The following is a 24,321-nucleotide window of genomic DNA, read 5'->3' as shown; positions in this document are numbered from 1 at the left end:
GCACGCTTAACGTTGACGCATTTCGGCCATATTCTGCGGAATTTGGTCCGGACGTCAGATGGCGGGCGCGTAATCCTCGTTATCCTCGCCGCGATCGGAAGCGCGCTCGCGTCGGCGGGCCCTCAGCGGCCGGCCCGAGCAGATCGCCCGCGCCAAGCCTCGGAACGGCGCCGTCAGCCGGTGGACATCCTCGACCCGCGCCATGATGCGCCCCGCCGTCTTCAGCTCGCGATCGAGCCGCGCCATGGTCTTGGACAGTTCCGGCTCGTCGTCATCGAGCCAGGTTTCGGAGACCCGCGCCATCAGCAGCACCGCGCCCTGCACCCGCAGATGGCCGAGTGCATCCTCGGTCGGGATGCCGGCCGAGGCAAGCATGTAGCGCCAGGAATTGACCGCCCCGCGGTTGAGCGCCGCCAGCGTCAGCGGATCGCGCCGGATGATGGGCGCGATCTTGCGCAAGGCCGCCTTGTAGGGCGCCATTGCGTCGAGCCGGCGCATCACGAGATCGAACAGGCGCTCCTTGACGGGTTCTCCCGCCAGATCGTCGGACGCACCAGCCAGCACCGCGTCGTCGACGATGCGCGTCACGCCGCCGAGCATGGCGAGCTTCGAGGGGAAGAGCCCGCGCAGCTGCGTCAGCGTCAGCCCGGCCTCGGCAGCGATGTCGGGCAGCTCGATCTGATCCCAGGGCCGGTCCACGGCGAGCTTCATCAGCGCATCGACGGCGCACCTGCGCGGATCGCCCGGCTTGGCGGCAGATTCAGGCTGCACGGCCTCGGGCAGGGTGGAAACGGGCTTGCGGGCCATAGGACTGCTCCTCTCGCTTCGCGATGGACAGAAGTTAGGCCGCTATCGTGGCAGGTGGAAGGCCGATCAGCCCGAAAGCTCGCCGGCGCGACGTTTGGCAGCAGCCACGGCCTTGCGCAGCAACGGCTTCATGCCGTCATCGGCCATCAGGACCTCGAGCGCCGCAGCCGTCGTGCCGCCGGGCGAGGTCACATTCTGGCGCAGCGTGCCGGGCGGCAGTGGCGACTGGAACAGCAGCTCGCCCGCACCCTCGACTGTCGCCCGCGCCAGCCGCTCCGCCACATCCGCGGGCAGGCCGGCTTCGGTTCCGGCAGCGGCCAGGCACTCGACCAGATGAAAGACATAGGCCGGGCCGGAGCCGGACACGGCCGTGACGGCGTCGATCAGCCCCTCGTCATCCAGCCATTCGACCTTGCCGATGCTGCCGAGCAGCGCATCGGCGGTTGCGCGCTGTGCCGCGCTCACGCCCTTGCCGGGCGCCGCGGCGGTGGCGCCGCGCTGCACGGCGGCCGGCAGGTTCGGCATGGCGCGGATGATCGCGCCCGCATTCGGCAGGCGCGCGGCGAGGTCGCCGAGCGTCTTGCCGGCGAGGATCGAGATCAGCAGCGTCCGGGGATGGATGAAGGCCTGCACCGCTGGCGCCGCCGTGTCGAGCATCTGCGGCTTGGTCGCGAGCACGACGACATCGGCAGCAGGAATCTCCTTGGCCGACGGATTGAGCCGCATCCCCTTTTCCTGGGCGAGCTCGACCATCTCGTCCGAAGGCTTGGGGTCGATCAGGCTGATCCCCTTCGGATCGATGCCGATGCGCAGCCAGCCCTCCAGCATCGCTCCGCCCATCTTGCCCGCACCGATCAGGACGAGCGATTGCGGAAGGGAATTCGACATGGCGGCCTCGCGACGGCTGGCGATCCCGGACCCGCGCCGGGATTCTCTAGCTCTCAGCCTTCCCGTCATGTCGCCGCCGGGTCAAGCCCGGCAGCAACCTCTGCGCAAGGTCAGGCTTCGCCGACCGTCTCGAGGATGGCGCCTTCCATCCCTTCCTTCGCCGTCTTGCCGGCCCAGACCACGAACTGGAAGGCCTGATAGTAGCGTTCGCAGGCCTCGACGGCCGTCTTGACCAGCGCCGCCGCCTGCTCGTCCGTCGGCTCCGCTCCGCCCGACAGCAATAGCGCATGGCGGTACATCACGACGCTTTCGGTGCTCCAGAGATCGAAATGGCCGAGCCAGAGCTGCTCGTTGACCAGGCTCACGAGCTGCAGCACCTCGCTGCGCCGCCGCTCCGGCACCTTGAGATCGAAGGCGCAGGCGATGTGCAGCGCCTCGACCTCGGCCAGCCAGGTGATGGCGACGTGATATTCCGACCAGCCGCCCGTCACCGCGACCGAAAGCTCATCCTCGCTGTCGCGGTCGAAGTTCCAGCCATTGAGGGCAGCGAGGCGTTCGAACAAGTCGAGAGGGTTGGAGGGCCGATCCAGCTCGGCATCCATATCGAGGTCTATCATGCCCTGGGGTCCACCTTCCGGAGCTGGCGCCCCGGCGCGTTCGAGAAGAGGAACACGGCGACTGGAAATCCGAAGGAACGCAACACACCTCCGGGGCACTCCGCGGGGAGCATCCCAACTCGTCGACCCGGAGCGAATCCGCCCGACGAATCAATTCTTTCCACCGACGATAGCGCAGGCGCTGTGACGCTCCCAACACAGCGTGAAGCTCTGCGGATTCGGCCGGCCGGCTCAATCCCCCCGAAGGGCTGTCCACAGCACATGGCTGTGGACATGACATGAGGACATGGGCGCCATCGCGCCAGGGCTGCCTCGTCAGGATTTGCCGAGCCGCTCCTCGATCGCGGCGAGGCGCGCCGCGAGCTTGTCGTTCTCCTCGCGGGCGATCAGCGCCATTTCGCGCACCGCCTCGAACTCCTCGCGGGTGACGACATCGAGATCGCGCAGCAGGCGTTCGATCTGCGTCTTCACGACGGTCTCGACCTCGCGGCGCACGCCCTGCGCGGCGCCGGCCGCGTCGGTGGCGAGGCGCGCGATGTCGTCGAGGATGCGGTTGCCGGGGTTCACCATAGCTCTCTCCCGTTTGGGCGAAACTCTCTGACGACAGCCTATAGGCAGCGCAGGCGGGCGCCGCAATCGCACTGCCACGTCGAGGACTTGCCCGGCGGACGGCGGCGCGATCAAATGTCGGTCCGCTTCAAGGAGTTGCGCCATGGCCCTGCATTTCACACCCGCCGAATTTACCCGCCGCCGCGAAGCGCTCCTTGCCGCCATGCAGGCCGGCCGCCTCGACGCGCTCTTCCTGTACCAGCAGGAATCGATGTTCTGGCTGACCGGCTACGACACCTTCGGCTTCTGCTTCTTCCAGTGCCTCGTCGTCAGGGCGGACGGCACGATGGCGCTGCTGACCCGCTCCGCCGATCTGAGGCAGGCGCAGCAGACCTCGAACCTCGGCGACATCCGCATCTGGAAGGACGGACGTGAGGCCAATCCGGCCAGGGACCTGCTCGCTCTGTCTGACGATCTCGGCCTCTCCGGCAAGCGCATCGGCGTCGAGTTCGAATCCTACGGCCTCGTCGCCGCCAATTACCGCAAGCTCGAAGCCGCCTTCGCCGGCCGGGCCGAGCTCGTCGACGCCTCGACCATCGTGACGCGGCTGCGCGCCGTGAAATCGGCGGAGGAGATCGCCTATGTCAGGCGCGCCGCCGCGCTCACCGACGCCGCAGACCAGGCAGCGCTCGACGTGATCCGGGCCGGCGCCGACGAGGGCGAGATCCTCGCCGCCCAGCACAATGCGATCTTCGCTGGCGGCGGCGACTATCCGGCCAACGAGTTCATCATCGGCTCGGGCCGCGACGCCCTGCTCTGCCGCTACAAATCCGGCCGGCGCCGGCTCGACGCCAACGATCAGATCACCCTCGAATTCGCTGGAGTCGACCGGCACTACCATGTCGCGGCGATGCGCACCGTCGTGGTTGGCGAGCCGCGCCCGCTGCACCGCCCCTACCACGCCGCCGCGAAAGACGCGCTGCTCGCCTGCGAAGCCGCGCTGAAGCCCGGCCGCACGGCCGGGGACGTCTTCGCGGCGCATGCCCGCGTCCTCGACGAGCACGGCCTTGCGCAGCACCGGCTCAACGCCTGCGGCTACTCGCTCGGCGCCAAGTTCACGCCGTCCTGGATGGATTGGCCGATGTTCTACGAGGCCAATGACTGGGAGATCGTGCCTGGCATGGTAATGTTCGCCCATATGATCCTGATGGATTCCGACAGCGAGACCGCCATGTGCCTGGGCAGGACCTATCTCGTCGGAACCGGCGGCGCCGAAGCGCTCAATCTGCCTGATCTGGACCTCGCCCTCCGTTGAGCCTAGAACAGGGGCACAGGGAATCTCGAAGCGGTCCACAGCCCAAAGGGCGGGAGGCGTCATGATCAACCGTTTGAGCGGCCTCGCTTTGGGGCCGGTTTTTGCGCTGGCGCTCGCCGGATGCCAGGAAACCACCCAGACCGCGGCGCGTCCGCGCGTCGATGCGCCGGGCGTGCCGGTCTCGGTCCAGAGCATCTCGGGCGCCCCCGAGGATGTCACCACGAGTTTCGCCGGCCTGCTCGGCGAGGCCGCGGCCGAGCGCAAGATGGAAATCGTGCCCGGCAACAAGCCGGCACGCTTCAGGGTCAAGGGCTACCTCACCGCCCAGCCGACCGAGGACGGCCAGACCTCGCTCGCCTTCGTCTGGGACGTCTATGATTCGACCAAGCAGCGCGCCCAGCGCGTCCAGGGCGAAAGCATCGGCAAGCGCAGCGGCGGTTCCGACCCCTGGGCCGGCATCGACCAGACGATCGTCGCCAAGGCCGCCTCCGACTCGATGGACGCGATCGCGAGCTTCCTGGTCACGACGCCGGCCGTCGCAACGCTCGATGCCGGCAAGGACAAGAAGAGCGCCAAGCCCAGCACCAGGGTCGCCGCCGCCCCCGACAAGAAGAGCTGATCGCCGGCGCTCCGCTGGCCGGCGACGTAAGGTCAGTGGATTCCGGGTCACGCCAGGCGCTCGACGCCTTTTTGCGCAGCTATATTGCAGCGCAACGGTCGACTCCCTGTCATCGCGCTGTTAAGAGCCGTTCGAATTGAGCCGGCATCGCCGGCTCGTGCCCCGCCTTGTCCAACGGTGCGCCACGGCATGCCCTCTCATTTCAAAGTCGTCGCCGGCAATTCCAACCGGCCGCTCGCTGAAGCGATATGCAGCCATCTCAGCATTCCGCTCGCCAAGGCCACGGTCCGGCGGTTCGCCGACATGGAAGTCTTCGTCGAGATTCAGGAGAACGTACGCGGGCAGGATGTCTTCATCATCCAGTCCACCTCCTTCCCGACCAACGACCACCTGATGGAACTTCTGATCATCACCGATGCGCTGCGCCGCTCCTCGGCCAAGCGCATCACGGCGGTGATTCCCTATTTCGGCTATGCCCGGCAGGACCGGCGCGCCTCGGGCCGCACCCCGATCTCGGCCAAGCTCGTCTCGAACCTGATCACCCATGCCGGCGTCGACCGCGTGCTGACGCTCGACCTGCATGCCGGCCAGATTCAGGGCTTCTTCGACATCCCGACCGACAACCTGTTCGGCGCCCCGCTGATGGCGCGCGACATCAAGGACCGGCTGGAGTGGAAGAACGCCATGGTCGTCTCGCCTGACGTCGGCGGCGTGGTCCGCGCTCGCGCGCTTGCCAAGCGCATCGACGCCCCGCTCGCCATCGTCGACAAGCGGCGCGACCGGCCGGGCGAGTCCGAGGTTATGAACATCATCGGCTCGGTCGAGGGCCGCTCCTGCATCCTGATCGACGACATCGTCGACTCCGGCGGCACGCTTGTGAATGCGGCGGAGGCCCTGCTCGATCAGGGCGCCAAGGAGGTCTTCGCCTATATCACCCATGGCGTGCTCTCGGGCGGCGCGGTGGCGCGCATCGCCTCGTCGAAGCTCAAGGAGCTCGTCATCACCGACTCGATCATGCCGACCGAGGCCGTGAAGGTCGCCCGCAACATCCGCGTCATCTCCATCGCCGGCCTGATGGGCGAGGCCATCGAGCGCACGGCGAGCGAAACCAGCGTGTCCAGCTTGTTCGACTGAGGGCGCTAGTGTGAGCGCCCGCGCCCTCGTCCTGTTCTCCGGCGGCCAGGATTCCACCACCGCGCTGGCCTGGGCTCTCGAGCGCTTCGATGCGGTCGAGACGATCGGCTTCGACTACGGCCAGCGCCATCATGTCGAGATGGAATGCCGTCTCGCGATCCGGGAAAAACTGCCTGCGCGGTCCTCGCGCTATGCCGAGCGGCTCGGCCCCGACCATCTCGTCGATCTGAAGGCGCTCGGCGCGATTTCCGACACCGCGCTGACGCGCGAGACCGAGATCGCCTTCGCGGAAACCGGCCTGCCGACCACCTTCGTGCCCGGGCGCAACCTGATCTTCCTCACATTCGCCGCCGCCGTCGCCTATCGCCGCGACCTGAAGCACATCGTCCTCGGCGTCTGCGAGACCGATTATTCGGGCTATCCCGATTGCCGCGACGACACGATCAAGGCGATGCAGGTCGCGCTGGGCCTGGGGCTCGATCGCCGGCTCGTACTCCATACGCCGCTGATGTGGCGCGACAAGGCGCAGACCTTCGCGCTGGCGCGCACGCTCGGCGGGCAGGCGCTGCTCGACCTCGTTCTCGAAGAGACGCATAGTTGCTATCTCGGCGACAGGACGACCCGGCATGACTGGGGTTTCGGCTGCGGCCATTGCCCGGCATGCGATTTGCGGTCAAAAGGCTTCGCGGCCTATCTCGTAACACCCGACGACAGCGGACCATCCTATGACTCGTGATCGCCAGCGACAGCTCGAAGGCCTCGTCGCACTCGTCCTGTTCGGCCTCACCATTCCCGCGGCCAACTGGCTGATCGGCAATGCCGGCTCGGTCTGCATCCCCAACGGGCCCTGCCTCGTGCCGGTCTGGCCCGGCGTGATGGCGCCGAGCGGCGTCCTCATGGTCGGCCTCGCGCTGGTGCTGCGCGACCTCGTCCAGCGCCGCCTCGGCACGCTGGCAGGCCTCGGCGCGATCGCCGTCGGCACGCTCATCTCGGCCATGCTCGCCCCGCCGGCCATCGTGATCGCCTCGGTCGTGGCCTTCCTGCTGTCGGAGCTCGCCGACTTCGCCGTCTATACGCCCCTGCAGCGCCGGCGCTTCCTCACCGCCGTCCTGGCATCCGGCGTCGTCGGACTCGTCGTCGACAGCATCGTCTTCCTGCATCTCGCCTTCGGCAGCCTGGATTTCCTCGCCGGCCAGATCATCGGCAAGGCCTGGATGGTGCTGTTCGCGGTGCCGCTGATGTATGTCCTGCGCCGTCGCGACGAGCGGCTCGGCCTCGCCGCCGCCTGAGGCGGGTAAAGTTTGAATCGGCGTCGCAATCGGCCCTTAAGGCGTTTGCGGTAAGCCCGCGTTCTTCGACAAGCTCTCAGCGTCGGGAACTGCGTGATCAGACCCTCGGGCCACCTGCAAGCTCTGCAGAACGATATTCTGGAAGACATCGCGCGGGGCGAGGCCCTCGCGACATGCATGGAGCGTCTCTGCCACCGGGCCGAGGCGATCTCGCCTGGCGTCGTCTGTTCCGTCGTCAACGTCGATGATCGCGGCTGCCTGCAGCCTCTCGCCTCGCCCAGCCTGCCCGCGCATTACATCGCCGGGATCGCCGGGATGCAGATCGGTCCCCAAGCCGGATCGTGCGGCACTGCGATCCATCGCGCCGCTCCGGTCGAAGTCACCGACATCGCGACCGATCCGCTCTGGCAATCCTATGCGCAGCTTGTCCTGCCGCTCGGCCTGCGCGCCTGCTGGTCGACCCCGATCAAGGCGCGCGACGGCCGCGTCGTCGGCGCCTTCGCCTTTTATTTCCCCAAGCCGCGCCAGCCGCGGGACCTCGAACGCCGCATCGTCGCGACCTGCGTGCATCTCTGCGCCATCGCGATCGAGCATGACGAGGTGCGCACGCGCAACCACCGCCTCGCCTATTTCGATACGCTGACCCGGTTGCCGAACCGCGCCCAGTTCAACGATGCGATCGCCACGATCAGCGCGGCCTCGCAGCGCTATGGGCTGCTGCTGATCGACATCGACCATCTGAAGATCGTGAACGATACGCTGGGCCACGCCGCCGGCGACAGCCTGATCGCCGGCGTGGGCGATCGGCTGAGCGCGGCCTTGGGCGGCTGCCTGACCTGCCGGATCGGCGGCGACGAATTTGCCGCGCTGATTCCCGGTTGCGACAGCGCCGCAAGGATGCGCAGCCTCGCCTCGGCCGCTCTCGCAGCCGTCGCCACGCCGCTCGACCATGACGGCCACAGCATCCAGCCCAGCGTCACCATCGGCGGCGCCATTGCCGGCGAGGACGGGGAAGACAGCGTGACGCTCCGGCAGAATGCCGATCTCGCGCTTTATCATGCCAAGGAAACCCGCCGCGGCCGCTATGTGCGCTTCCGCCGGAAGCTGCGCAGCGCGATGATGCATCGCACCCGGATCCGTAAGGATGTCGCAGGCGCGCTCGGCAGCGAGCGCATCATTCCCTACTACCAGCCGATCATCCGGCTCGACACGGCCGAGATCGTGGGCGTCGAGGCACTCGCCCGCATGCGGCTCGATGACGGCCGCATCGTCGCGGCAGGCGAGTTCCAGGAGGCGTTGCAGGACCCCAAGATCGCCCACCGCATCACCACGCAGATGCTCGCTTCCGTCGCCGCCGACATGGCCGACTGGCAGGATGCCGGCCTGCATGTCCGGCATGTCGGCCTGAACGTGACCTCGGCCGATTTCCAGAAGGGTGACCTCGCCCAGCGTGCCGCAAGAGCGCTCGACAAGGTGGGCGTGCCGATGCAGCACCTCGTCATCGAGATCACCGAGCAGGTCTTCATGGGCGGGCGCAGGGACGGCGTCGCCAGGACGATGGAAGCGTTGCGCGCTCTCGGGATGCTGGTGGCGCTCGACGATTTCGGCACCGGCTTCGCCTCGCTGACCCATCTGCTCGATTTTCCGATCGACATCATCAAGATCGACCGCTCCTTCGTCGGCCCCATCGACAGCGGCGCCCGCAGTGCGGTGATCGTCGAATCCCTGCTGACGATGACCCGCCGCCTCGGCATGAAGATCATCGCCGAAGGGATCGAGACCCAGTCGCAGGCCCAGCGCCTCGAGGAGATGGGTTGCCGCTTCGGACAGGGCTACCTCTATTCCCCGCCGGTCCCGGCATTCATCATCCGCGAACTGGTGCAGCGCTTCGGCCAGGCCGCTCCCGCCTTCCTGCCCGAGCGCGATATCGTCGCCAACGCGGCGTGACGCAGCGGACTTGAGATTGCGCCGGTTTTACCCTATGAGCAGCGTCGCGCCCGGCTGACACCCTTGGAGGCTCTGGACGCACGAACCGATGGCCGCCACGAGGCGGCCTTGTCATTTACAAGTCAAGGACATCCAACATGACCGCCGTGAAGCAAATCGAGGCTTCGGCGCGCGCACAGGTCGGCAAGGGGGCCGCCCGTGCAGTTCGCCGCCAGGGCCAGACGCCTGCCGTGATCTATGGTGGGGGCGCTGCTCCCGAAGCCATCGCGCTCGACTCCAACAAGACCCGCCAGCTGATTTTCGGCGGCCACTTCCTGACCACGATCTTCGAGATCACCGTCGCCGGCAAGAAGCACCGCGTCATTCCGCGGGACTACCAGCTCGACCCGGTCAAGGACTTCCCGCTGCACGTCGACTTCCTGCGCGTCGCCAAGGGCCAGACCGTGACCGTTCAGGTTCCGATCCACGTCATCGGCCAGGACGCCAGCCCCGGCATCAAGAACGGCGGTCTCGTCCAGCTCGTCGAGCACACCCTCGAAATCACCGTCGAGCCCGAGAACATTCCGGAAGCCTTCGAGGTCTCCGTCGCCGGCCTGAACATCGGTGACCAGATCGAAGCCAAGGCCATCAAGCTCCCGACCGGTGCCAAGCTGACCGTCGGTTCCGACGCGACGATCGTCACGCTCGCTCCGCCGACCGTCGATGTCGAGCCTGCGGCCGAGGCCGAGACGGCTGCCGAGGCTCCGACCGAAGCCAAGGCCTGAGGACGCGGCGCCAACCCGGCGCCCTCCCTGCCCAATCCAGTCGAACGAGACGGCCGGGACCTCCCGGCCGTCTTGCTATGAGCCTGCCGGAGTTCCGCCATGCTGATCTTTGCCGGCCTCGGCAATCCGGGCGGGCGCTATGCCCGCAACCGGCACAATATCGGCTTCATGGCCGTCGAGGAGATCGCGCGCCTCCATCGCGCCTCGCCCTGGCGCGCGCGCTTCCAGGCGGAGGCCTGCGAGGCCACCATCGGGGCCGAGAAGATCATCCTGCTCAAGCCGCAGACCTACATGAACGAGTCCGGCCGCTCGATCGGCGAGGCCGCCCGCTTCTTCAAGATCGCCCCCGCCGACGTCATCGTCTTCCACGACGAGCTCGACCTCCCGCCCGCGAAGCTCAGGGTCAAGCTCGGCGGCGGCAATGCCGGCCATAACGGGCTGCGCTCGACCACCGCGGCGATCGGCAACGAATACCGCCGCGTGCGGATGGGCATCGGCCATCCCGGCGACAAGGCGCTCGTCCATTCCTACGTGCTCAACGATTTCGGCAAGGTCGAGCAGCCCTGGGTCGAGGATCTCTGCACCGCCTGCGCCGATCACGCGGCCCTGCTGTCGGCCCATGACGATGCCGGTTTCCAGAACAAGGTGCATCTTTTCATGGATGCGCGTGGTCATGCCGCGGTGAAGCAACTCGGCGAGAAGGCTGCCGACTGAGCCGTCACAGGGGCAGCTTCGCCCCGGATTTGGCGACCGTGACGCGGCTCGTGCTGTAGCTGCCATCCGCTTGCCGGCTTGCCGTCATCGCGACCTGCGCGCCGGGCCTGAGTTCGCTCGCCTCGGCCGGCGCGGCCATTAGGATGGCGGCTTCCGGCGTGATCACGACCTTCTGCTCGCCGCCGGGATAGCTCAGCACCAGGCTGGCGCCATCGACCCGCGAGACCGTCTCGGCCACCGTCGCATTGGTCATGGTCGAATCCGGCAGCACGCCCCAGGGCCGGTGCCCCTCGCCCGTGCCGCGCATCGCCTCGGGGAAGATGAATACCTGCACGGCTAGCAGGGTCCCGTCCGGCTGCGGCTTGGCGCCGACGCCGATGAAGCTGCCCTTGGCGATGTCGGAGGCCTTGGCGGGCACCACCCCGCCGGTGGAGAAGCCCGGCGCGAGCGCGATCTTGGCCTCGCGTCCCTCGGGAGTCTTGAGGGTCAGGACCGAGCCGTTCATGGCTTCGACCTCGCCCCGTAGCCGCGTGCCCCCCTGTTGGGCCTGCGCCGCGCCGACGGCAAGGAGGGAAGCGAGAACGACGGAGAAGAGCGGGAGCTTGCGCATGGGATAACCGATCGCGAGGAGGCCTGCCGGCGATCCAGCACCGCCGCCCGCCCAGCCGCCATGCACGTTCGCGTGAGCGGCACCTCGCCCATCCGGCCGGCGGCTCTTGTCTTTATCGCGCAAGCCCCCCAATAAGGCCGCAACTTTCAAAGCTTCACGCCCGGCAGCGGCCAATCGCGCCGGGCAACGGAACAGGCGATCATGGGCTTCAAATGTGGCATCGTCGGCCTGCCGAACGTCGGCAAGTCGACCCTCTTCAACGCGCTGACGCAGACGGCCGCGGCACAGGCCGCGAACTATCCGTTCTGCACCATCGAGCCCAATGTCGGCGACGTCGCCGTCCCCGACGAGCGGCTGGAGAAGCTCGCCGCCATCGCCGGCTCCAAGGAGATCATCCCGACGCGGCTGACCTTCGTCGACATCGCCGGCCTGGTCCGCGGCGCCTCGAAGGGTGAAGGGCTCGGCAATCAGTTCCTCGCCAATATCCGCGAATGCGACGCCATCGCCCATGTCGTGCGCTGCTTCGAGGATGGCGACATCACCCATGTCGAAGGCAAGGTCGCGCCGATCGACGACATCGAGATCATCGAGACCGAGTTGATGCTCTCCGATCTCGAAAGCCTCGAAAAGCGCGTCCTGCCCCTGGAGAAGAAGGCGAAGGCCGGCGACAAGGAGGCCAAGGAAGCGGCCGATCTGATGAATCGCTGCCTCGTGCTGCTGCGTGACGGCAAGCCCGCCCGCCTCGTCCAGCTCGCCGCCGAGGAACGCCGGCCCTTCGAATTGCTCGGCCTGCTCTCCTCGAAGCCCGTCCTCTATGTCTGCAATGTCGAGGAAGCCAGCGCCGACAAGGGCAATGCCTTCTCCGAGCAGGTGAAGAAGCGCGCCGCCGAGGAAGGCGCCGTCGCCGTGGTCGTCTCGGCCAAGATCGAGAGCGAGATCGCGGTGCTGCCGCCCGAGGAGCAGGCGGATTATCTCGAGGCGGTCGGCCTCGAGGAGCCCGGGCTGAACCGCGTCATCCGCGCCGGCTACAGCCTGCTCAACCTCGTGACCTACTTCACCGTCGGTCCCAAGGAGGCCCGCGCCTGGACGATCGAGAAGGGCACCAAGGGCCCGCAGGCGGCAGGCGTGATCCATACCGATTTCGAGAAGGGCTATATCCGCGCCGAGACCATCGCCTATGACGACTATGTCGCCAACAAGGGCGAGGCCGGGGCGCGCGAAGCCGGCAAGTTCCGCCTCGAAGGCAAGGAATACGTCGTCGCCGACGGCGACGTGCTGCATTTCCGCTTCGCGAACTGAGGCGCGCCAGAGGATCCCGGCCGATGCTGCAGTTCGAGGATTTCGTCGCCGGCGCGGTCACGCGCTCGCGCGGCATCGCCGTTTCTCAGGACGAGCTGATCGCCTTTGCCTCGCGCTACGACGCGCAGGATTTCCATGTCGATCCGGAAGCCGCCAAGGCGAGCTTCGTCGGCGGGCTGATCGGCTCCGGCTGGCATAGCTGTTCGCTGCTGATGCGCTTGATGGCGGAGGAGTTCCTGCTGGACTCCACCGGCATGGGTGCGCCCGGCATCGAGGAGGTGAAGTGGCTGCGGCCCGTCTTCCCCGGGGACACGCTGAGCGCGCGACGAACCGTGCTTGAGACCAAGGCCTCGCGCTCGCGCCCGGAAATGGGCCTGGTGCGCTTCCGGCTCGAATTGCTCAACCAGCGCGACGAGCCGGTGCTGGAGCAGACCAACTGGATCATGTTCGGCCGCAAGGGCTCCGGCATCGCTCCGCAGCCGACCGGGAACTGGCTCGCGCATTCCGCGCGGTATGAGCGCCCGGCCATCGAGAGCCCGCTCGAAAAGCCCGCCACAGCTGCGGAACCGACCCGCTTCTTCGAGGAACTGGAGATCGGCAGCCGCCATGAGCTCGGCAGCTTCGTCTTCACCGCCGGGGAGATCGTCGCCTTCGCCCGCAGCTTCGATCCGCAGCCCTTCCATATGGACGAGGCGGCGGCCGAGGCCTCATCCTTCGGCAAGCTTGCGGCCTCGGGCTGGCACACAGCCGCCGTCTGGATGGCGACGATGGTCTCGCATCGCGAGCGCCAGCTCGCGGCGACGACCGGGCGCCCTGCGCGCCTCGGCCCCTCGCCCGGCTTCAAGAATCTGCGCTGGTCGAAACCGGTCTTCGCCGGCGACCGCATCACCTATTTTTCGGAAGTGATCGACAAGCGCGAGAGCGCCTCGCGGCCGCAATGGGGCCTGTTCTTCCACCGCAACACCGGCGTCAACCAGCACGGCGAAGAGGTCTTCAGCTTCGACGGCTGTGTCTTCGTCGAGCGCAAGCCCGCGGCCTGAATTCAGCCCGCTCTAGCGTTGGCCGAAACGGGTAGAAGCAAGGTCTCGATCCGGTCGCGGCCATTGCGTTTCGCCGCATAGAGCGCCTCGTCGGCACTGGCATAGAGGGCATCGCCGTTGAGCGGCCCCTGGCCGCAGCACAGCCCGATCGACACCGTCGCGCCCTGCAATTGTGCGTCGACCGCGCGCCAGGGCGCCTGGGCCAGCGCATGCCGGATCGCTTCCGCGACGCCCTTCGCCTGATCCGCCGTCACATCGGCGATCAAGACGCCGAATTCCTCGCCGCCAAGCCGTGCGACGAGCAGCGCCTGGCTGGTCGGGGGGCCGGCGATGATCTGCGCCACCATGCGCAGGCAGGTATCGCCGGCGACATGGCCGAACTGGTCGTTGATCGCCTTGAAGTGATCGACATCGACGATCAACAGCGCCAGCGTCTGCACACGAGCCGCCTCGCTGGCGAGGCATTCGATGAAGCGGCGGCGGTTGGCGAGCCCCGTCAGCCCGTCAGTCTGCGCCAATTGGACAAGTTCGGCATTGGCCTGCCGCAAGGCGTCCCGCGCGCTCATGAGCGCTGCCTGCTGGCGTTTCGCCATCGTGATGTCGGCATGGATGAAGCAGCTCAGCCCCTCGACCGTATGGCGAGCGACGACGCGCCGCCAGCGCTGCCCCGGCAGTTCGATCTCGAAGGGCGCGCCATCATAGCGCAGACCGTTGAGGATGCTGGCCCGCAGGCCCGCGACGGCCGAAACGCCGCGCCAGCATTCGGCGACGATCTGGTCGAACGTCAATCCGACGATCAGCATGTCAGCGGGAATGTCGTAGAGCTGGCGGAACGCATCGTTGGCCGCGATGATCCGGTCTTCGCCGTCGAGCAACATCGCACCGTCGGGAATGAAACGAAGCGCCTCGAAAGCGGGCAGCATGGCGTCCGCCGCATCGACTTGGTGCGCGGTCTGGATCATCTGCCACATCCGCACCCGGCTGCCGCAGGGCGCCCTGAGCGAAGTCGCGCGCAGCCGCCGGCCATTGTGCAGGAATTCGAAGGCCTGGGTCTGGTTTTCGTGGCGGGCCATGCCCTCTGCGATGTAGCGCTCGATATCCGGCATCTCCTCCGGCGCAAGCCGCAGCGTGTAGAACCGCCGCAGGTTGTCGACATAGGGCTCGCCCGGATAGATCAGGCCGTCGTCCTCAGGGAAGAAGTGCAGGAACGTGCGGTTCCAGCTGACGGCGCGATGCTCGGCATCGTATTCACACACGCCGACCGAGAGCACATCGAATGATTCGTGCAGATAGCGCGAAACGATCATGATCCATGTCTACGCGGCATTGTTTAACGCTGCGTAAGACGAGCCTCGCCAGATTAACCGACCTTGCCGTAGCCCGCGAATTTGGCGCCGACGCGCTCCATTTCGGCGCCATCGAGGATGATCGGCTCAAGCCCCGCCGCCAGGATGTCGAGATACTGGCCTGCGAGGTTCTCGACCTCGGCAACGATGGTGTGGGCGCCCGCCAATGTCTGTCCGAGCGCGATGACGCCGTGGTTGGCGAGCAGCACCGCCTTGCGTCCATCGAGCCCCCTCACGGCATTGGCTGCCAACTCGGGCGAGCCGAAGGTCGCGTAATCCGCGCAGCGCACATCGGCGCCGCCGCAAAGCGCGATCATGTAGTGGAAGGCCGGGATGCCGCGCCGGGTGCTGGAAAGCGCCGTGGCACGCGGCGAATGGGTATGCACGATCGCCTGCGCATCCGGCCGCGCCTTGTAGATCTCGACGTGGAAGGGCCATTCCGAGGAGGGCTTGCGCGTGCCGTCCAGAACCGTGCCGTCGAGCGACAGATGGATCAGATCCTCGGGTTTCGTCTTCGCATAGGGCAGTCCCGAGGGCGTGATCAGCAACCCCTCGCCGAAGCGTGCGGAGACATTGCCCGATTTCGACGGGCAGAAGCCCGCAAGGTCGATCGCCTGTGCGACCGCCACGATCTCCTGCCGCAGCTCCAGTTCGTTCATCCTGTCGCCCTGCTTGCCAGATCGGGAAAGAGTTGCTCGAGGCCCTCAGTGCTCGCCGCGCAGACACCGCGCTCGGTGATGAGCCCGGTGACCAGCCGCGCCGGCGTGACGTCGAAGGCCGGATTGACCGCATTGCTGCCCGGCGCGACGACGCGGACGGAGCGCACCTCGCCATCCTCGGCCAGCCCGGACAGATGCGTCACCTCGCGCGCCGCCCGCTCCTCGATCGGAATGTCGGCGAGGCCGTCGCGGATGCTCCAGTCGATCGTCGGCGACGGCAGTGCGACATAGAACGGCACGCCGTTATCGTGGGCCGCGAGCGCCTTGAGATAGGTGCCGATCTTGTTGGCGACATCGCCATCGGCCGTGGTGCGGTCGGTGCCGACGATAACCATGTCGACCGCGCCGCGCTGCATCAGATGCCCGCCGGCATTGTCGGTGATCACCGTGTGCGGCACGCCATGGGCGCCGAGCTCATAGGCCGTCAGCGCCGCGCCTTGGTTGCGCGGGCGCGTCTCGTCGACCCAGACATGGACAGGGATGCCGGCATCGTGAGCCAGATAGATCGGCGCCAGCGCCGTGCCCCAGTCCACCGTGGCGATCCAGCCGGCATTGCAATGGGTGAGGATGTTGACCGGCTGCCCCGCCGGCTTGCGCGCCGCGATCTCGCGGATCAACGGCAACCCGTGCTCGCCGATGGCGCGGCAGAGCGCGACATCCTCGTCGCAGATCGCCGCCGCCTCGGCATAGGCGGTTTCCGCCCGGCGTTCGGAAGGCTTGGCCGCCAGCACTCGCTGCATGCGTTCCAGGGCCCAGTGCAGGTTGACCGCGGTCGGGCGCGTTGCGCCCAGCAGCGCCAGCGCCGCTTCCAGTGCAGCGTCGGAGGCATCCGCCCGCATCGCCAGCGCGACGCCATAGGCGGCTGTTGCGCCGATCAGCGGCGCGCCCCGCACCACCATGGAGCGGACCGCGTCGGCGGCCTGCTCGGCCGAGCCCAGCGCCACCGTCTCGAAGCGGAAGGGCAGCCGCGTCTGGTCGATCACCACGACGCGCCAGCCATCCTGCCCGAGCCAGATCGTTCGATAATGCTGGCCGTTGATCTTCATGCGCGCTCAGTGATCGGCGAAGGAGACGAGCGTCCGCACGGGCACGCCGAGCCTGCGGATCTTGTCGGCCCCGCCGAGCTCGGGGAGGTCGACGATGAAGCACGCTGCCACCACCTCCGCCCCCAGGCCGGCGAGCAGATTGACGGCCGCTTCGGCCGTGCCGCCGGTCGCGACGAGATCATCGACCAGCAGCACCCGCTCGCCCGGCTGCACCGCGTCGCGATGGATCTCGATCTCGTCCGTGCCGTATTCGAGCGCATAGGTCGCGCGCAACGTTTCCCGCGGCAGCTTGCCCTTCTTGCGCACGGGGATGAAGCCGGCCGAGAGCTGGTGCGCCACAGCGCCGCCGAGAATGAAGCCCCGCGCCTCGATGCCGGCAATCTTGGCGATCTTCAGCCCGGCGAAGGGCTGCACCAGCTCGTCCACGRCACGGCGGAAGGCCCGCGCATCGCCGAGCAGCGTGGTGATGTCGCGAAAGACGATGCCGGGCCGGGGATAGTCCGGGATCGCGCGGATGCTGTCGGCGAGGTTCATGGGCGTCGTCTCGGGCGTGGTGACGGACGCCTTGGTCGGACGCCGAGCCGGCTTCGTCAAGGGCACAGCCATGACTCAGGCCTTGAGCACGCGCCCGGCTACCGCATCGAGCTTCGCCAGCAGAGCCGGATCGCGGAAGGCAGGCGCGGTGATGATCGCATTGTCGAGGGCATTATGCGAGCCGGCCGGGCAGGCTTCGCGCTCGGTCGGGAAATCGGCCGCCAGTCGCGCGACGAGGCGGCGTGCCTTGTCGGCATTTTCGTGCAGCACTGCCACGACGGAGGCGACATCGACCGCGCCATGGAGCTCGTGCCAGCAGTCATAGTCCGTCACCATCGCGACGGTGGCGTAGGTGATCTCGGCCTCGCGCGCGAGCTTGGCTTCCGGCATCGCCGTCATGCCGATCAGGTCGTAGCCGAGGCCGCGATAGGTCATCGATTCCGCATAGGTCGAGAACTGCGGCCCCTCCATCGTGACAAGCGTTCCGCCGCGCACGAAGGGCAGCTCCTCCGCTTCGGCGGCCGCTGCGATCCGCGACTGCAGGGCCGGGCCGACCGGGTGGGCGACGGAGACATGGGCGACGCAGCCCTTGCCGAAGAACGAGCTCTCGCRCCGGCTGGTGCGATCGACGAACTGGTCGACCAGCACGAAAAGCCCCGGATAGAGCTCCGCCCTGTAGGAGCCGCAGGCCGAGAGCGAGACGAGGTCGGTCACGCCCGCCCGCTTCAGCACGTCGATATTGGCGCGGTAGTTGATCTCGGAGGGCGGGATCGCGTGGCCGCGGCCGTGCCGTGGCAGGAAGACGATCTTGGTTTTGCCGATGCGGCCGATCCGCAATGCGTCGGAGGGTTCGCCCCAGGGGCTGTCGATCCGCTCCTCGCGGAGGTCGCTGATACCCGGCAGATCGTAGATGCCCGATCCGCCGATGATTCCGAGAACGGCTTCGCTCATGGTCGATTCCCTGTTGCGGGCGCGGAAAGGACCACCTTTCGATGACGGTCGCAATACGGTGCGGCCGCAGGAGGCCGTCATGCTGGGGCTTGACCCGAGCATCTCCCGACGAGCAACGCATCGGAGTTTCTTCCTGCCAGGGATTCTCGGGCCTGCGTTCCGCTTCGCCCGAAATGACGGCTTTGGACCTAGCGCTCTACGGAACGGATAGTCTCCGCCGAACAAAGGTCGCGCTGATCTACAAGCGCACCGGCAATCTGCGTGCATGCCAGCTTGTTCTAGGCCATACGAAATTGGAAAGCACCGTGCGCTACCTAGACGATGCGCTTCTCCTTTCGGAGCAAACGGACCTATGACCTTGGGCACGGCGGGCACCCGCCGTGCCAGTTTCGCCATTCGACCACGGCCAGCTTGGGTGGGAAGCAGAAGTTCTGCAGCACGCTCAGTATCTGCCGATCCGCGCCCGTAGCGGGACTTGGGCATCTTCAGGAAGCAGACATGGAGCCCGCCGGATCGCCACTGCATTAATTAGCCGGACTTATCAAGCCTATTGAATCCAGATGGCTAATCGAAGAGTGCATAGGAGACTAGGTTCCTCGTGAGCTGATGCGGCGAACGAGGGGCGAATGCCTTCCATCGATACCAAACTCCTTATTGCGCCCTTCCTTCTCGCGGGGGGCTTGATGGGTTCAACACCGGCGTTCTCGCAACAGGCTGCCAAACCCGGCTTTCTGACGATCCAAGAGCAAGGCAGCTTCGCCGTCGGCGGCACGGTGGTGAGCACCCCCGGAAACTTCGCTAACGACAAGCCCACGGCCGAAGGGCAAAGCCTTCATGGCGACCATCTCTACGCCTTCTATCAGGTTCCCCAGAATCCCAAGCCGCTGCCGATCGTCATGCTGCACGGCGCCTTCCAGTCGGCGCGAAGCTGGGAGACGACCTCGGACGGGCGCGAGGGTTTCCAGACCCTGTTCCTGCGCGGCGGATTCCCGGTTTATCTCGTCGACCAGCCGCGGCGCGGACGTGCCGGCAACAGTACGGTCGGGACGACGATCGAACCCACCCCCTATGACCAACTCTTCTTCGATCAGTTCCGGCTCGGCAAATGGCCGAACTTCTTCGATAACGTCCAGTTCGACCGCAAGCCGGAGACGCTGGACCAGTTCTTCCGCTCGGTCACGCCGAATACCGGGCCCTACGATGCCGGCGTCATTTCCAACGCGATGGCGGCGCTGTTCGCCAAGACCGGTCCGGCGATCCTGTTCACGCATTCCCAAGGCGGCGGTCCGGGTTGGCTGACGGCGATCAAGAACGCCAACGTCAAGGCGATCGTCGCTTTCGAGCCGGGCAGCGGCTTCATTTTCCCGGAGGGCGAACTGCCCCCGGCCATGCCGAGCGCTGCCGGGACTTTGTCGCCCGAGGCGGTGCCTTCGGCTGATTTCCAGAAGCTCACCCGCATCCCGATCGTCATCTATTACGGCGACAATTTTTCGGTCGAGCCAACCACGGAGCGTGGGCAAGACAACTGGCGCGTCCGGTTGGCGATGGCGAAGCTCTGGGTCGCGGCCGTCAACCGGCACGGCGGGGATGCGCGCCTCGTACACCTCCCCGAGATCGGCATCCGCGGCAACACGCACTTCCCGTTCTCCGACCTTAACAATGTCGAGATCGCCGACCTGGTCTCGAAGTTCCTCGCCGAGAAGAAGCTCGACTGACGCTGGCGGCGCCTCGCGCCCGGCCTCCAAAGCACTGCATTCGAAAGGAAGACCATGATGACCCGTCGAACCGTCATGAAGACGGCCGCCGCTGCCGCAGCCACTGGCGTTGCCGCCGGGGACGCCCGCGCCGCCGATAACAGGAAGAATCCCTTCGGCCTGGTCTATGAGGGCGCGATCACCGGCAACGAGCCCGGCAAGGTCGATATCCACCCCGTGACCTACAAGCTGGGCGGGCTGGACATCGTCGCCAACGTCTACACCCCGGCCGGGTACAGCGCTGCCAAGAGCTATCCAGCTATCGTCGTCGCCCATCCGAACGGCGGCGTGAAGGAGCAGGTCGCGGGGCTCTATGCCCAACGGCTGGTGGGCGAGGGTTACATCGCGATCACAGCGGACGCCGCCTATCAGGGCGGGAGCGGCGGCCAGCCCCGCAGCGTGGACAAGCCCCAGAACCGGATCGAGGACATCCATGGCATGGCGGACTACGTCACCCGCTATCCGGGCGTCGATGTCGCCCGGATCGGTCTGCTCGGCCTCTGCGGCGGCGGCGGCTACGCGCTTGCCGCAGCGAAGGTCGACAAGCGGTTCAGGTCGATCGCGACGCTGAGCATGTTCAACTCCGGTCGCGTGCGCCGCAACGGCTTCGCGGATTCGCAGCTGAACACCATCCAGGACCGCTTGCGGCAGGTCTCGCAGGCGCGCGCCCAGGAAGTGGCAGGTGGCGAGATCCTTTACTCCGGAGACGCCAACCTGACCGACGAGCAGATCGCGAAGCTGCCCTTCGAGATGTATCGGCAGGGCTATGCGTACTACTGGAAGACCCACGCCCATCCGAACTCGACGTTCAGGTACACGACCAGCAGCTTGCTGGACCTGATGCGCTGGGATGCCACCGATCAGATCGAGCTGATCGACCAGCCCCTGCTGATGATCGCCGGCAGCAAGGCCGACAGCCTCTACATGACCAAAGAGGCCTTCCCCAAGGCGACCGGCACCACGGACAAGGAGCTGTTCGAGATCGAGGGCGCGACGCATATCGAGACCTACTGGGTGCCGAAATACGTCGATGCCGCCATGGGCAAGCTGGCCCCGTTCTTCGCCCGGACGCTTCCGTACCGCCGAAGTTGAGCCATCTCCAAACGCGAATGAGGTCTGCCATGCGAACCATCCGCAACGCGTCGGTTGCCGCCCTGCTCCTGGGTGCGGCGCCATTCGAGGGCTCCGCCCAAGCGCAAACCCCGGCACAGCCGGCGACGGCGAAGCCGCCGTCCAGGGCGCAGCAACTCATGGGGGACATCGCCCCGAAGATGGCCGAGCTCACCGACAACGTGCTGTTTGGCGACATCTGGGAGCGGCCGGGACTGGCCAAGCGCGACCGCAGCCTGATCACGGTTGCCGCCCTGATCGCGCTGAACCGGCCCGAGCAACTTCGTTCGCATATCGCGCTGGCGCGCACGAACGGCGTGAAGGAAGAGGAGATCGTCGAGGCGATCACGCAGCTCGCCTTCTACGCCGGCTGGCCGAATGCCATCACCGCCATCGGTGTCGCCCGCGACGTTTTCAAGCAGAAGTGAGCCCCATCATGCTCACTCCCGCCCTGATCTTCGCCGCGATGGCGCTACCTTTCGGGGCAGCGCTCGCTCAGAGCAACCAGGAGGTGGCGGTCCAGCGCGCCTCCGCGCAGAAGCCGACCGACGGCCCGGCCCAGAACTTCACCGGCAAGGTCTCGGTGACAGGGAGGTTCCAGGGAACGGCTCCGGCGCGCGTTGGTGGGGGCGCGGTCAGTTTCGAAGCCGGTGCGCGCACCGCCTGGCACACCCATCCGCTTGGCCAGACCCTGATCGTCACCCACGGCGTCGGTCGGGTGCAGCACTGGGGCGGCGAGATTCAGGAGATTGGGCCAGGGGATACCGTCTGGATTCCTCCTGGCGTGAAGCACTGGCATGGCGGATCGCCGGCTTCCGGGATGACGCATATCGCCATCTCCGAATCTCTGGACGGCAAGACCGTCGACTGGATGGAGCACGTCTCCGACCAGCAATACGGCCGCTGAGGATCCAGGATGAAACGCGCTACCCAGGCGGCCGTGACGGCCGCCGCGATGACCATCGTTCTCGGCGTCGGCTGGCAGGTGCATGCGGAGTCCACCCGGGCGACGCTTCCGGATCTCGATAAGCTGGTCCACTACACTACCGTACGGCGCGGCAACGTCACCGAGCACATCATGACGACGCCGCAGGCGCTGGAGGCGGTCAAGAACCGCCAGCCCATCCCGCCGGGCACGCATTTCGTGCTGGTCGACTTCCGGGACGGCAAGCTGTTCCGCTACTTCGTCATGGAGAAGGGCGAGGGCTGGGGCGCCGACTACGACGAGCGCCGCCGGACCGGCGACTGGCAGTATCAGTGGTTTTGGCCGGACGGAAAGATCAACACCGCCGAGAACACAGCGCGCTGCGCGAGCTGCCACAGCAGTCAGGCCGGCAGCGATTATCTCTACACGGCCTATCGGATCCCGCGCTTCAACGGCAAACCGGTCGAATAGGCTTTACGATGAGCCGGTTCTTCGCCCTTCGTCTCTGGCTGGACGGTCTCGCAGCCGTCCTGCTCGTGCTCGGCCTGTCCTACTGGTGGCTCGGCAATGTCGCACACGAGATCGCGGGCACGCTCATGTTCGTGCTGCTGATCGCGCACAACGTGTTCAATCGTCGCTGGTACGGCAGTCTCCCGAGGACACGGCGCGAGCCCCGCAGCCTCTTCAACGCCCTCCTCACCGGCGGACTCCTTCTTGCGATGCTGGCGCTGCTGACGACCAGCATCCTGATCTCGAATGCGCTCGCATCCTTCCTGCCTCCCTGGGGCGGGTTCACCGTGCGCCAGATCCATACCGTCGCCGCCTACTGGGTTCTGGTCATCGTGGCGGTGCATCTCGGCCTGCGCTGGCCGATGCTCATGGGGCTGGCGAGGGTGGCCTTCGGTATTCGCGACACCGGTCCGACCAGGACCTGGTTCCTGCGCGCGTTCACGGGCGCAGTGGCTGCTTACGGCATCTGGAGCTGCCTCGTTCTGGGCATCGGGATGAAGCTGACCATGCAGATGAGCCTCGACTGGTGGAACTTTGAAGAGTCGGTCGCGGGCTTCTTCATTCATGTCGGCGCCATCGCCGGGCTGGTCATGTCGGGCACGTATTATGGCATGAGGCTGATCGATTTCGGCCGCCGCCGAAGCCGCGACGCCCGGCCCGTTCCGACGACCGTATCACCATGACGACGCGTCTATCACGGCGTGAGTGGCTCGCCACGGCAGCACTGTGTTCGGCTTCGACCCAGGCATCGGCCGAGACGGCTCCGCGGCATCAGCCTCTGACCGGTGACGCCACCCTTGGGCAGTTGGTCTCTCATCCGGCATTTACCGGGTTCGGTCGTCGGATACTGCCCTGGGACGATCGCGCGCTCGACGAGAGCGCCAGGCTTTCCTCGATCGCCAGCCTGCTGCCCTACCATACCCAGGTCGACATCCCCTCGACCGTTGCCGCGCTCAACCGACTGATCGAGGACGCAGGTCGCGGCCGGCAGATCTTCTACGAGCTCTATGACGACGAGGAGCGACGCGTCGACCCGAGCAAGTTACATGCGGGACTGTTCTTCCTGCGCGGCACGCCCGGCGCACCGTTCGCGATCATCGCTCCAGGAGGCGGTTTTGCCTATGTCGGATCGGTCCATGAAGGATTCCCCTACGCGGCCGAGATCAGCCGCGCCGGGTTGAACGCCTTCGTCCTGAAATACCGGGCCGGAATGGGCGGAGAAACAGCCACCCGGGATCTGGCGGCCGCAATCGGCTTCGTGTTTCGGAACGCCCCCGTGCTGCAGGTTGATACCCGCGCATATTCGCTCTGGGGCAGTTCCGCCGGCGCGCGCATGGCGGCATTCATCGGCAGCCACGGTGCGGCCCGCTTCGGTGGACCCGAATTGCCCCGGCCCGCTGCCGCCATCATGGCCTACACCGCTCATGCCGATGTCGGGGCCGTGGAGCCGCCCACCTTCGCCGTCGTCGGTGCGCACGATGGTATTGCACCGCCGGCGTCGATGGAGCGGCGCATCGCCATTCTCCGCAGCATGGGCGCCGAGACCGAGTACAGGGTTTACCCGGATGTCGCGCACGGCTTCGGTCCTGGCATCGGCACCAGCGCAGAGGGCTGGATAGGAGAGGGTATCCGCTTCTGGCAGCGTCAACCCCGGTAGCGCAGGACATCGACCAGCAGGGAGAGAGCCGAGGAGAAATGCCGTCTGCTCGGATAGTAGAGGTGGTAGCCGGGAAACGGCGGGCACCAATCGTCGAGCACGCGTATGAGCTTTCCCGTGCGGATATGCGGGATCGCCTGGTCCTCCGGCAGGTAGGCAAGGCCGAGCCGCCGAGCC

At 66.7% G+C, this 24,321-nt stretch carries 28 protein-coding genes and 1 pseudogene; 18 read left to right on the top strand and 11 right to left on the bottom strand.

Annotated features, from left to right (window positions below; all coding sequences use genetic code 11):
* Positions 1-54 precede the first annotated feature (54 nt).
* The 4 genes from AC1DVA_RS07785 to AC1DVA_RS07770 form a co-directional block, all read right to left on the bottom strand.
* Positions 55-807: a TetR/AcrR family transcriptional regulator gene (locus AC1DVA_RS07785; RefSeq protein ID WP_265054351.1), complete on the bottom strand. Its 753-nt coding sequence runs from the start codon at positions 805-807 to the stop codon at positions 55-57.
* 66 nt (positions 808-873) lie between these two features.
* Positions 874-1,695, bottom strand: coding sequence for a pyrroline-5-carboxylate reductase (proC, locus tag AC1DVA_RS07780; RefSeq protein WP_265054352.1), 822 nt, complete (start codon positions 1,693-1,695; stop codon positions 874-876).
* Positions 1,696-1,805: 110 nt separating this feature from the next.
* On the bottom strand, positions 1,806-2,312 hold the full coding sequence (locus AC1DVA_RS07775) for a type III secretion system chaperone family protein (protein WP_265054353.1): 507 nt from the start codon (positions 2,310-2,312) through the stop codon (positions 1,806-1,808).
* A 315-nt stretch (positions 2,313-2,627) separates the two neighbouring features.
* Entirely contained in the window at positions 2,628-2,882 is a 255-nt protein-coding gene (locus tag AC1DVA_RS07770; RefSeq protein ID WP_265054354.1) for an accessory factor UbiK family protein, read from the bottom strand.
* A gap of 142 nt (positions 2,883-3,024) precedes the next feature.
* On the opposite strand from AC1DVA_RS07770, the gene AC1DVA_RS07765 reads away from it, so the two are divergent.
* The 8 genes from AC1DVA_RS07765 (at position 3,025) to pth (ending at position 10,643) form a co-directional block, all read left to right on the top strand.
* Positions 3,025-4,176 (top strand): M24 family metallopeptidase, encoded by a 1,152-nt coding sequence (locus AC1DVA_RS07765; RefSeq protein WP_265054355.1) that lies wholly within the window; start codon positions 3,025-3,027, stop codon positions 4,174-4,176.
* 61 nt (positions 4,177-4,237) lie between these two features.
* Positions 4,238-4,795, top strand: coding sequence for a hypothetical protein (locus AC1DVA_RS07760; protein WP_265054356.1), 558 nt, complete (start codon positions 4,238-4,240; stop codon positions 4,793-4,795).
* Between the two features lie 189 nt (positions 4,796-4,984).
* Entirely contained in the window at positions 4,985-5,929 is a 945-nt protein-coding gene (locus tag AC1DVA_RS07755) for a ribose-phosphate pyrophosphokinase (RefSeq protein WP_265054357.1), read from the top strand.
* 10 nt (positions 5,930-5,939) lie between these two features.
* The gene (gene queC, locus AC1DVA_RS07750) at positions 5,940-6,665 is read left to right on the top strand and encodes a 7-cyano-7-deazaguanine synthase QueC (RefSeq protein ID WP_265054358.1); all 726 of its coding nucleotides are present in this window, start codon (positions 5,940-5,942) and stop codon (positions 6,663-6,665) included.
* Complete coding sequence (locus AC1DVA_RS07745; RefSeq protein WP_265054359.1) at positions 6,655-7,218, top strand: VUT family protein; 564 nt, start codon at positions 6,655-6,657, stop codon at positions 7,216-7,218. Before queC ends, AC1DVA_RS07745 begins: the two co-directional genes overlap by 11 nt.
* A gap of 93 nt (positions 7,219-7,311) precedes the next feature.
* Positions 7,312-9,165, top strand: coding sequence for a putative bifunctional diguanylate cyclase/phosphodiesterase (locus tag AC1DVA_RS07740; RefSeq protein WP_476805557.1), 1,854 nt, complete (start codon positions 7,312-7,314; stop codon positions 9,163-9,165).
* 137 nt (positions 9,166-9,302) lie between these two features.
* Positions 9,303-9,929 (top strand): 50S ribosomal protein L25/general stress protein Ctc, encoded by a 627-nt coding sequence (locus AC1DVA_RS07735; RefSeq protein WP_265054361.1) that lies wholly within the window; start codon positions 9,303-9,305, stop codon positions 9,927-9,929.
* Positions 9,930-10,028: 99 nt separating this feature from the next.
* Entirely contained in the window at positions 10,029-10,643 is a 615-nt protein-coding gene (gene pth / locus AC1DVA_RS07730; protein WP_265054362.1) for an aminoacyl-tRNA hydrolase, read from the top strand.
* Positions 10,644-10,647: 4 nt separating this feature from the next.
* Here pth and AC1DVA_RS07725 read toward each other — a convergent pair whose 3' ends face one another.
* A complete protein-coding gene (locus tag AC1DVA_RS07725; RefSeq protein WP_265054363.1) occupies positions 10,648-11,253 on the bottom strand; it encodes a hypothetical protein in 606 nt (201 codons plus the stop codon).
* Between the two features lie 201 nt (positions 11,254-11,454).
* Between AC1DVA_RS07725 and ychF the strand changes: the two genes are divergently transcribed.
* Together ychF and AC1DVA_RS07715 are read left to right on the top strand one after the other, a co-directional pair.
* Positions 11,455-12,552, top strand: a complete 1,098-nt coding sequence (gene ychF / locus AC1DVA_RS07720) for a redox-regulated ATPase YchF (protein ID WP_265054364.1) — start codon at positions 11,455-11,457, stop codon at positions 12,550-12,552.
* A gap of 23 nt (positions 12,553-12,575) precedes the next feature.
* Positions 12,576-13,592, top strand: a complete 1,017-nt coding sequence (locus AC1DVA_RS07715) for a MaoC family dehydratase (protein ID WP_265054365.1) — start codon at positions 12,576-12,578, stop codon at positions 13,590-13,592.
* A gap of 2 nt (positions 13,593-13,594) precedes the next feature.
* Here the strand turns inward: AC1DVA_RS07715 and AC1DVA_RS07710 are convergent, their stop codons facing one another.
* The 5 genes from AC1DVA_RS07710 to AC1DVA_RS07690 all read right to left on the bottom strand — a co-directional run bounded on the left by AC1DVA_RS07710 (position 13,595) and on the right by AC1DVA_RS07690 (position 18,188).
* Entirely contained in the window at positions 13,595-14,899 is a 1,305-nt protein-coding gene (locus tag AC1DVA_RS07710) for a sensor domain-containing diguanylate cyclase (protein WP_476805556.1), read from the bottom strand.
* 53 nt (positions 14,900-14,952) lie between these two features.
* Positions 14,953-15,597 (bottom strand): class II aldolase/adducin family protein, encoded by a 645-nt coding sequence (locus tag AC1DVA_RS07705; RefSeq protein ID WP_265054367.1) that lies wholly within the window; start codon positions 15,595-15,597, stop codon positions 14,953-14,955.
* The gene (mtnA, locus tag AC1DVA_RS07700) at positions 15,594-16,703 is read right to left on the bottom strand and encodes an S-methyl-5-thioribose-1-phosphate isomerase (protein WP_476805555.1); all 1,110 of its coding nucleotides are present in this window, start codon (positions 16,701-16,703) and stop codon (positions 15,594-15,596) included. Before mtnA ends, AC1DVA_RS07705 begins: the two co-directional genes overlap by 4 nt.
* Before the next feature lie 6 nt (positions 16,704-16,709).
* The gene (locus AC1DVA_RS07695) at positions 16,710-17,237 is read right to left on the bottom strand and encodes an adenine phosphoribosyltransferase (protein WP_476805605.1); all 528 of its coding nucleotides are present in this window, start codon (positions 17,235-17,237) and stop codon (positions 16,710-16,712) included.
* 75 nt (positions 17,238-17,312) lie between these two features.
* Positions 17,313-18,188 carry an S-methyl-5'-thioadenosine phosphorylase gene (locus AC1DVA_RS07690; protein WP_476805554.1) on the bottom strand — a complete coding sequence of 292 codons (876 nt, stop codon included), beginning with the start codon at positions 18,186-18,188 and terminating at the stop codon, positions 17,313-17,315.
* Positions 18,189-18,388: 200 nt separating this feature from the next.
* Here AC1DVA_RS07690 and AC1DVA_RS07685 point away from each other — a divergent pair.
* From AC1DVA_RS07685 to AC1DVA_RS07650, 8 genes and pseudogenes are all read left to right on the top strand, one after another.
* A pseudogene (locus tag AC1DVA_RS07685) lies at positions 18,389-18,544 on the top strand (integrase); the annotation flags it as partial.
* A gap of 327 nt (positions 18,545-18,871) precedes the next feature.
* The gene (locus AC1DVA_RS07680) at positions 18,872-19,903 is read left to right on the top strand and encodes an alpha/beta hydrolase (protein WP_265054370.1); all 1,032 of its coding nucleotides are present in this window, start codon (positions 18,872-18,874) and stop codon (positions 19,901-19,903) included.
* A gap of 75 nt (positions 19,904-19,978) precedes the next feature.
* A complete protein-coding gene (locus tag AC1DVA_RS07675; RefSeq protein WP_476805604.1) occupies positions 19,979-21,034 on the top strand; it encodes an alpha/beta hydrolase in 1,056 nt (351 codons plus the stop codon).
* A gap of 29 nt (positions 21,035-21,063) precedes the next feature.
* A complete protein-coding gene (locus tag AC1DVA_RS07670; RefSeq protein ID WP_476805553.1) occupies positions 21,064-21,480 on the top strand; it encodes a carboxymuconolactone decarboxylase family protein in 417 nt (138 codons plus the stop codon).
* A gap of 8 nt (positions 21,481-21,488) precedes the next feature.
* On the top strand, positions 21,489-21,959 hold the full coding sequence (locus tag AC1DVA_RS07665) for a (R)-mandelonitrile lyase (protein WP_265054372.1): 471 nt from the start codon (positions 21,489-21,491) through the stop codon (positions 21,957-21,959).
* 9 nt (positions 21,960-21,968) lie between these two features.
* On the top strand, positions 21,969-22,448 hold the full coding sequence (locus AC1DVA_RS07660; RefSeq protein WP_265054373.1) for a cytochrome P460 family protein: 480 nt from the start codon (positions 21,969-21,971) through the stop codon (positions 22,446-22,448).
* 8 nt (positions 22,449-22,456) lie between these two features.
* On the top strand, positions 22,457-23,170 hold the full coding sequence (locus AC1DVA_RS07655) for a DUF4405 domain-containing protein (protein WP_265054374.1): 714 nt from the start codon (positions 22,457-22,459) through the stop codon (positions 23,168-23,170).
* Positions 23,167-24,144 carry an alpha/beta hydrolase gene (locus AC1DVA_RS07650; RefSeq protein ID WP_265054375.1) on the top strand — a complete coding sequence of 326 codons (978 nt, stop codon included), beginning with the start codon at positions 23,167-23,169 and terminating at the stop codon, positions 24,142-24,144. Before AC1DVA_RS07655 ends, AC1DVA_RS07650 begins: the two co-directional genes overlap by 4 nt.
* Here AC1DVA_RS07650 and AC1DVA_RS07645 read toward each other — a convergent pair.
* On the bottom strand, positions 24,132-24,321 hold a 190-nt coding region (locus AC1DVA_RS07645; RefSeq protein ID WP_476805552.1), incomplete at its 5' end, for a LysR substrate-binding domain-containing protein. The two genes, AC1DVA_RS07650 and AC1DVA_RS07645, sit on opposite strands and share 13 nt — an antisense overlap.

It is taken from the genome of Allobosea sp. P4_C6 (genome assembly GCF_056402015.1).
The sequence above is the reverse complement of the archived record's forward strand: the minus strand, read 5'-3'. Positions and strand labels throughout refer to the sequence as shown.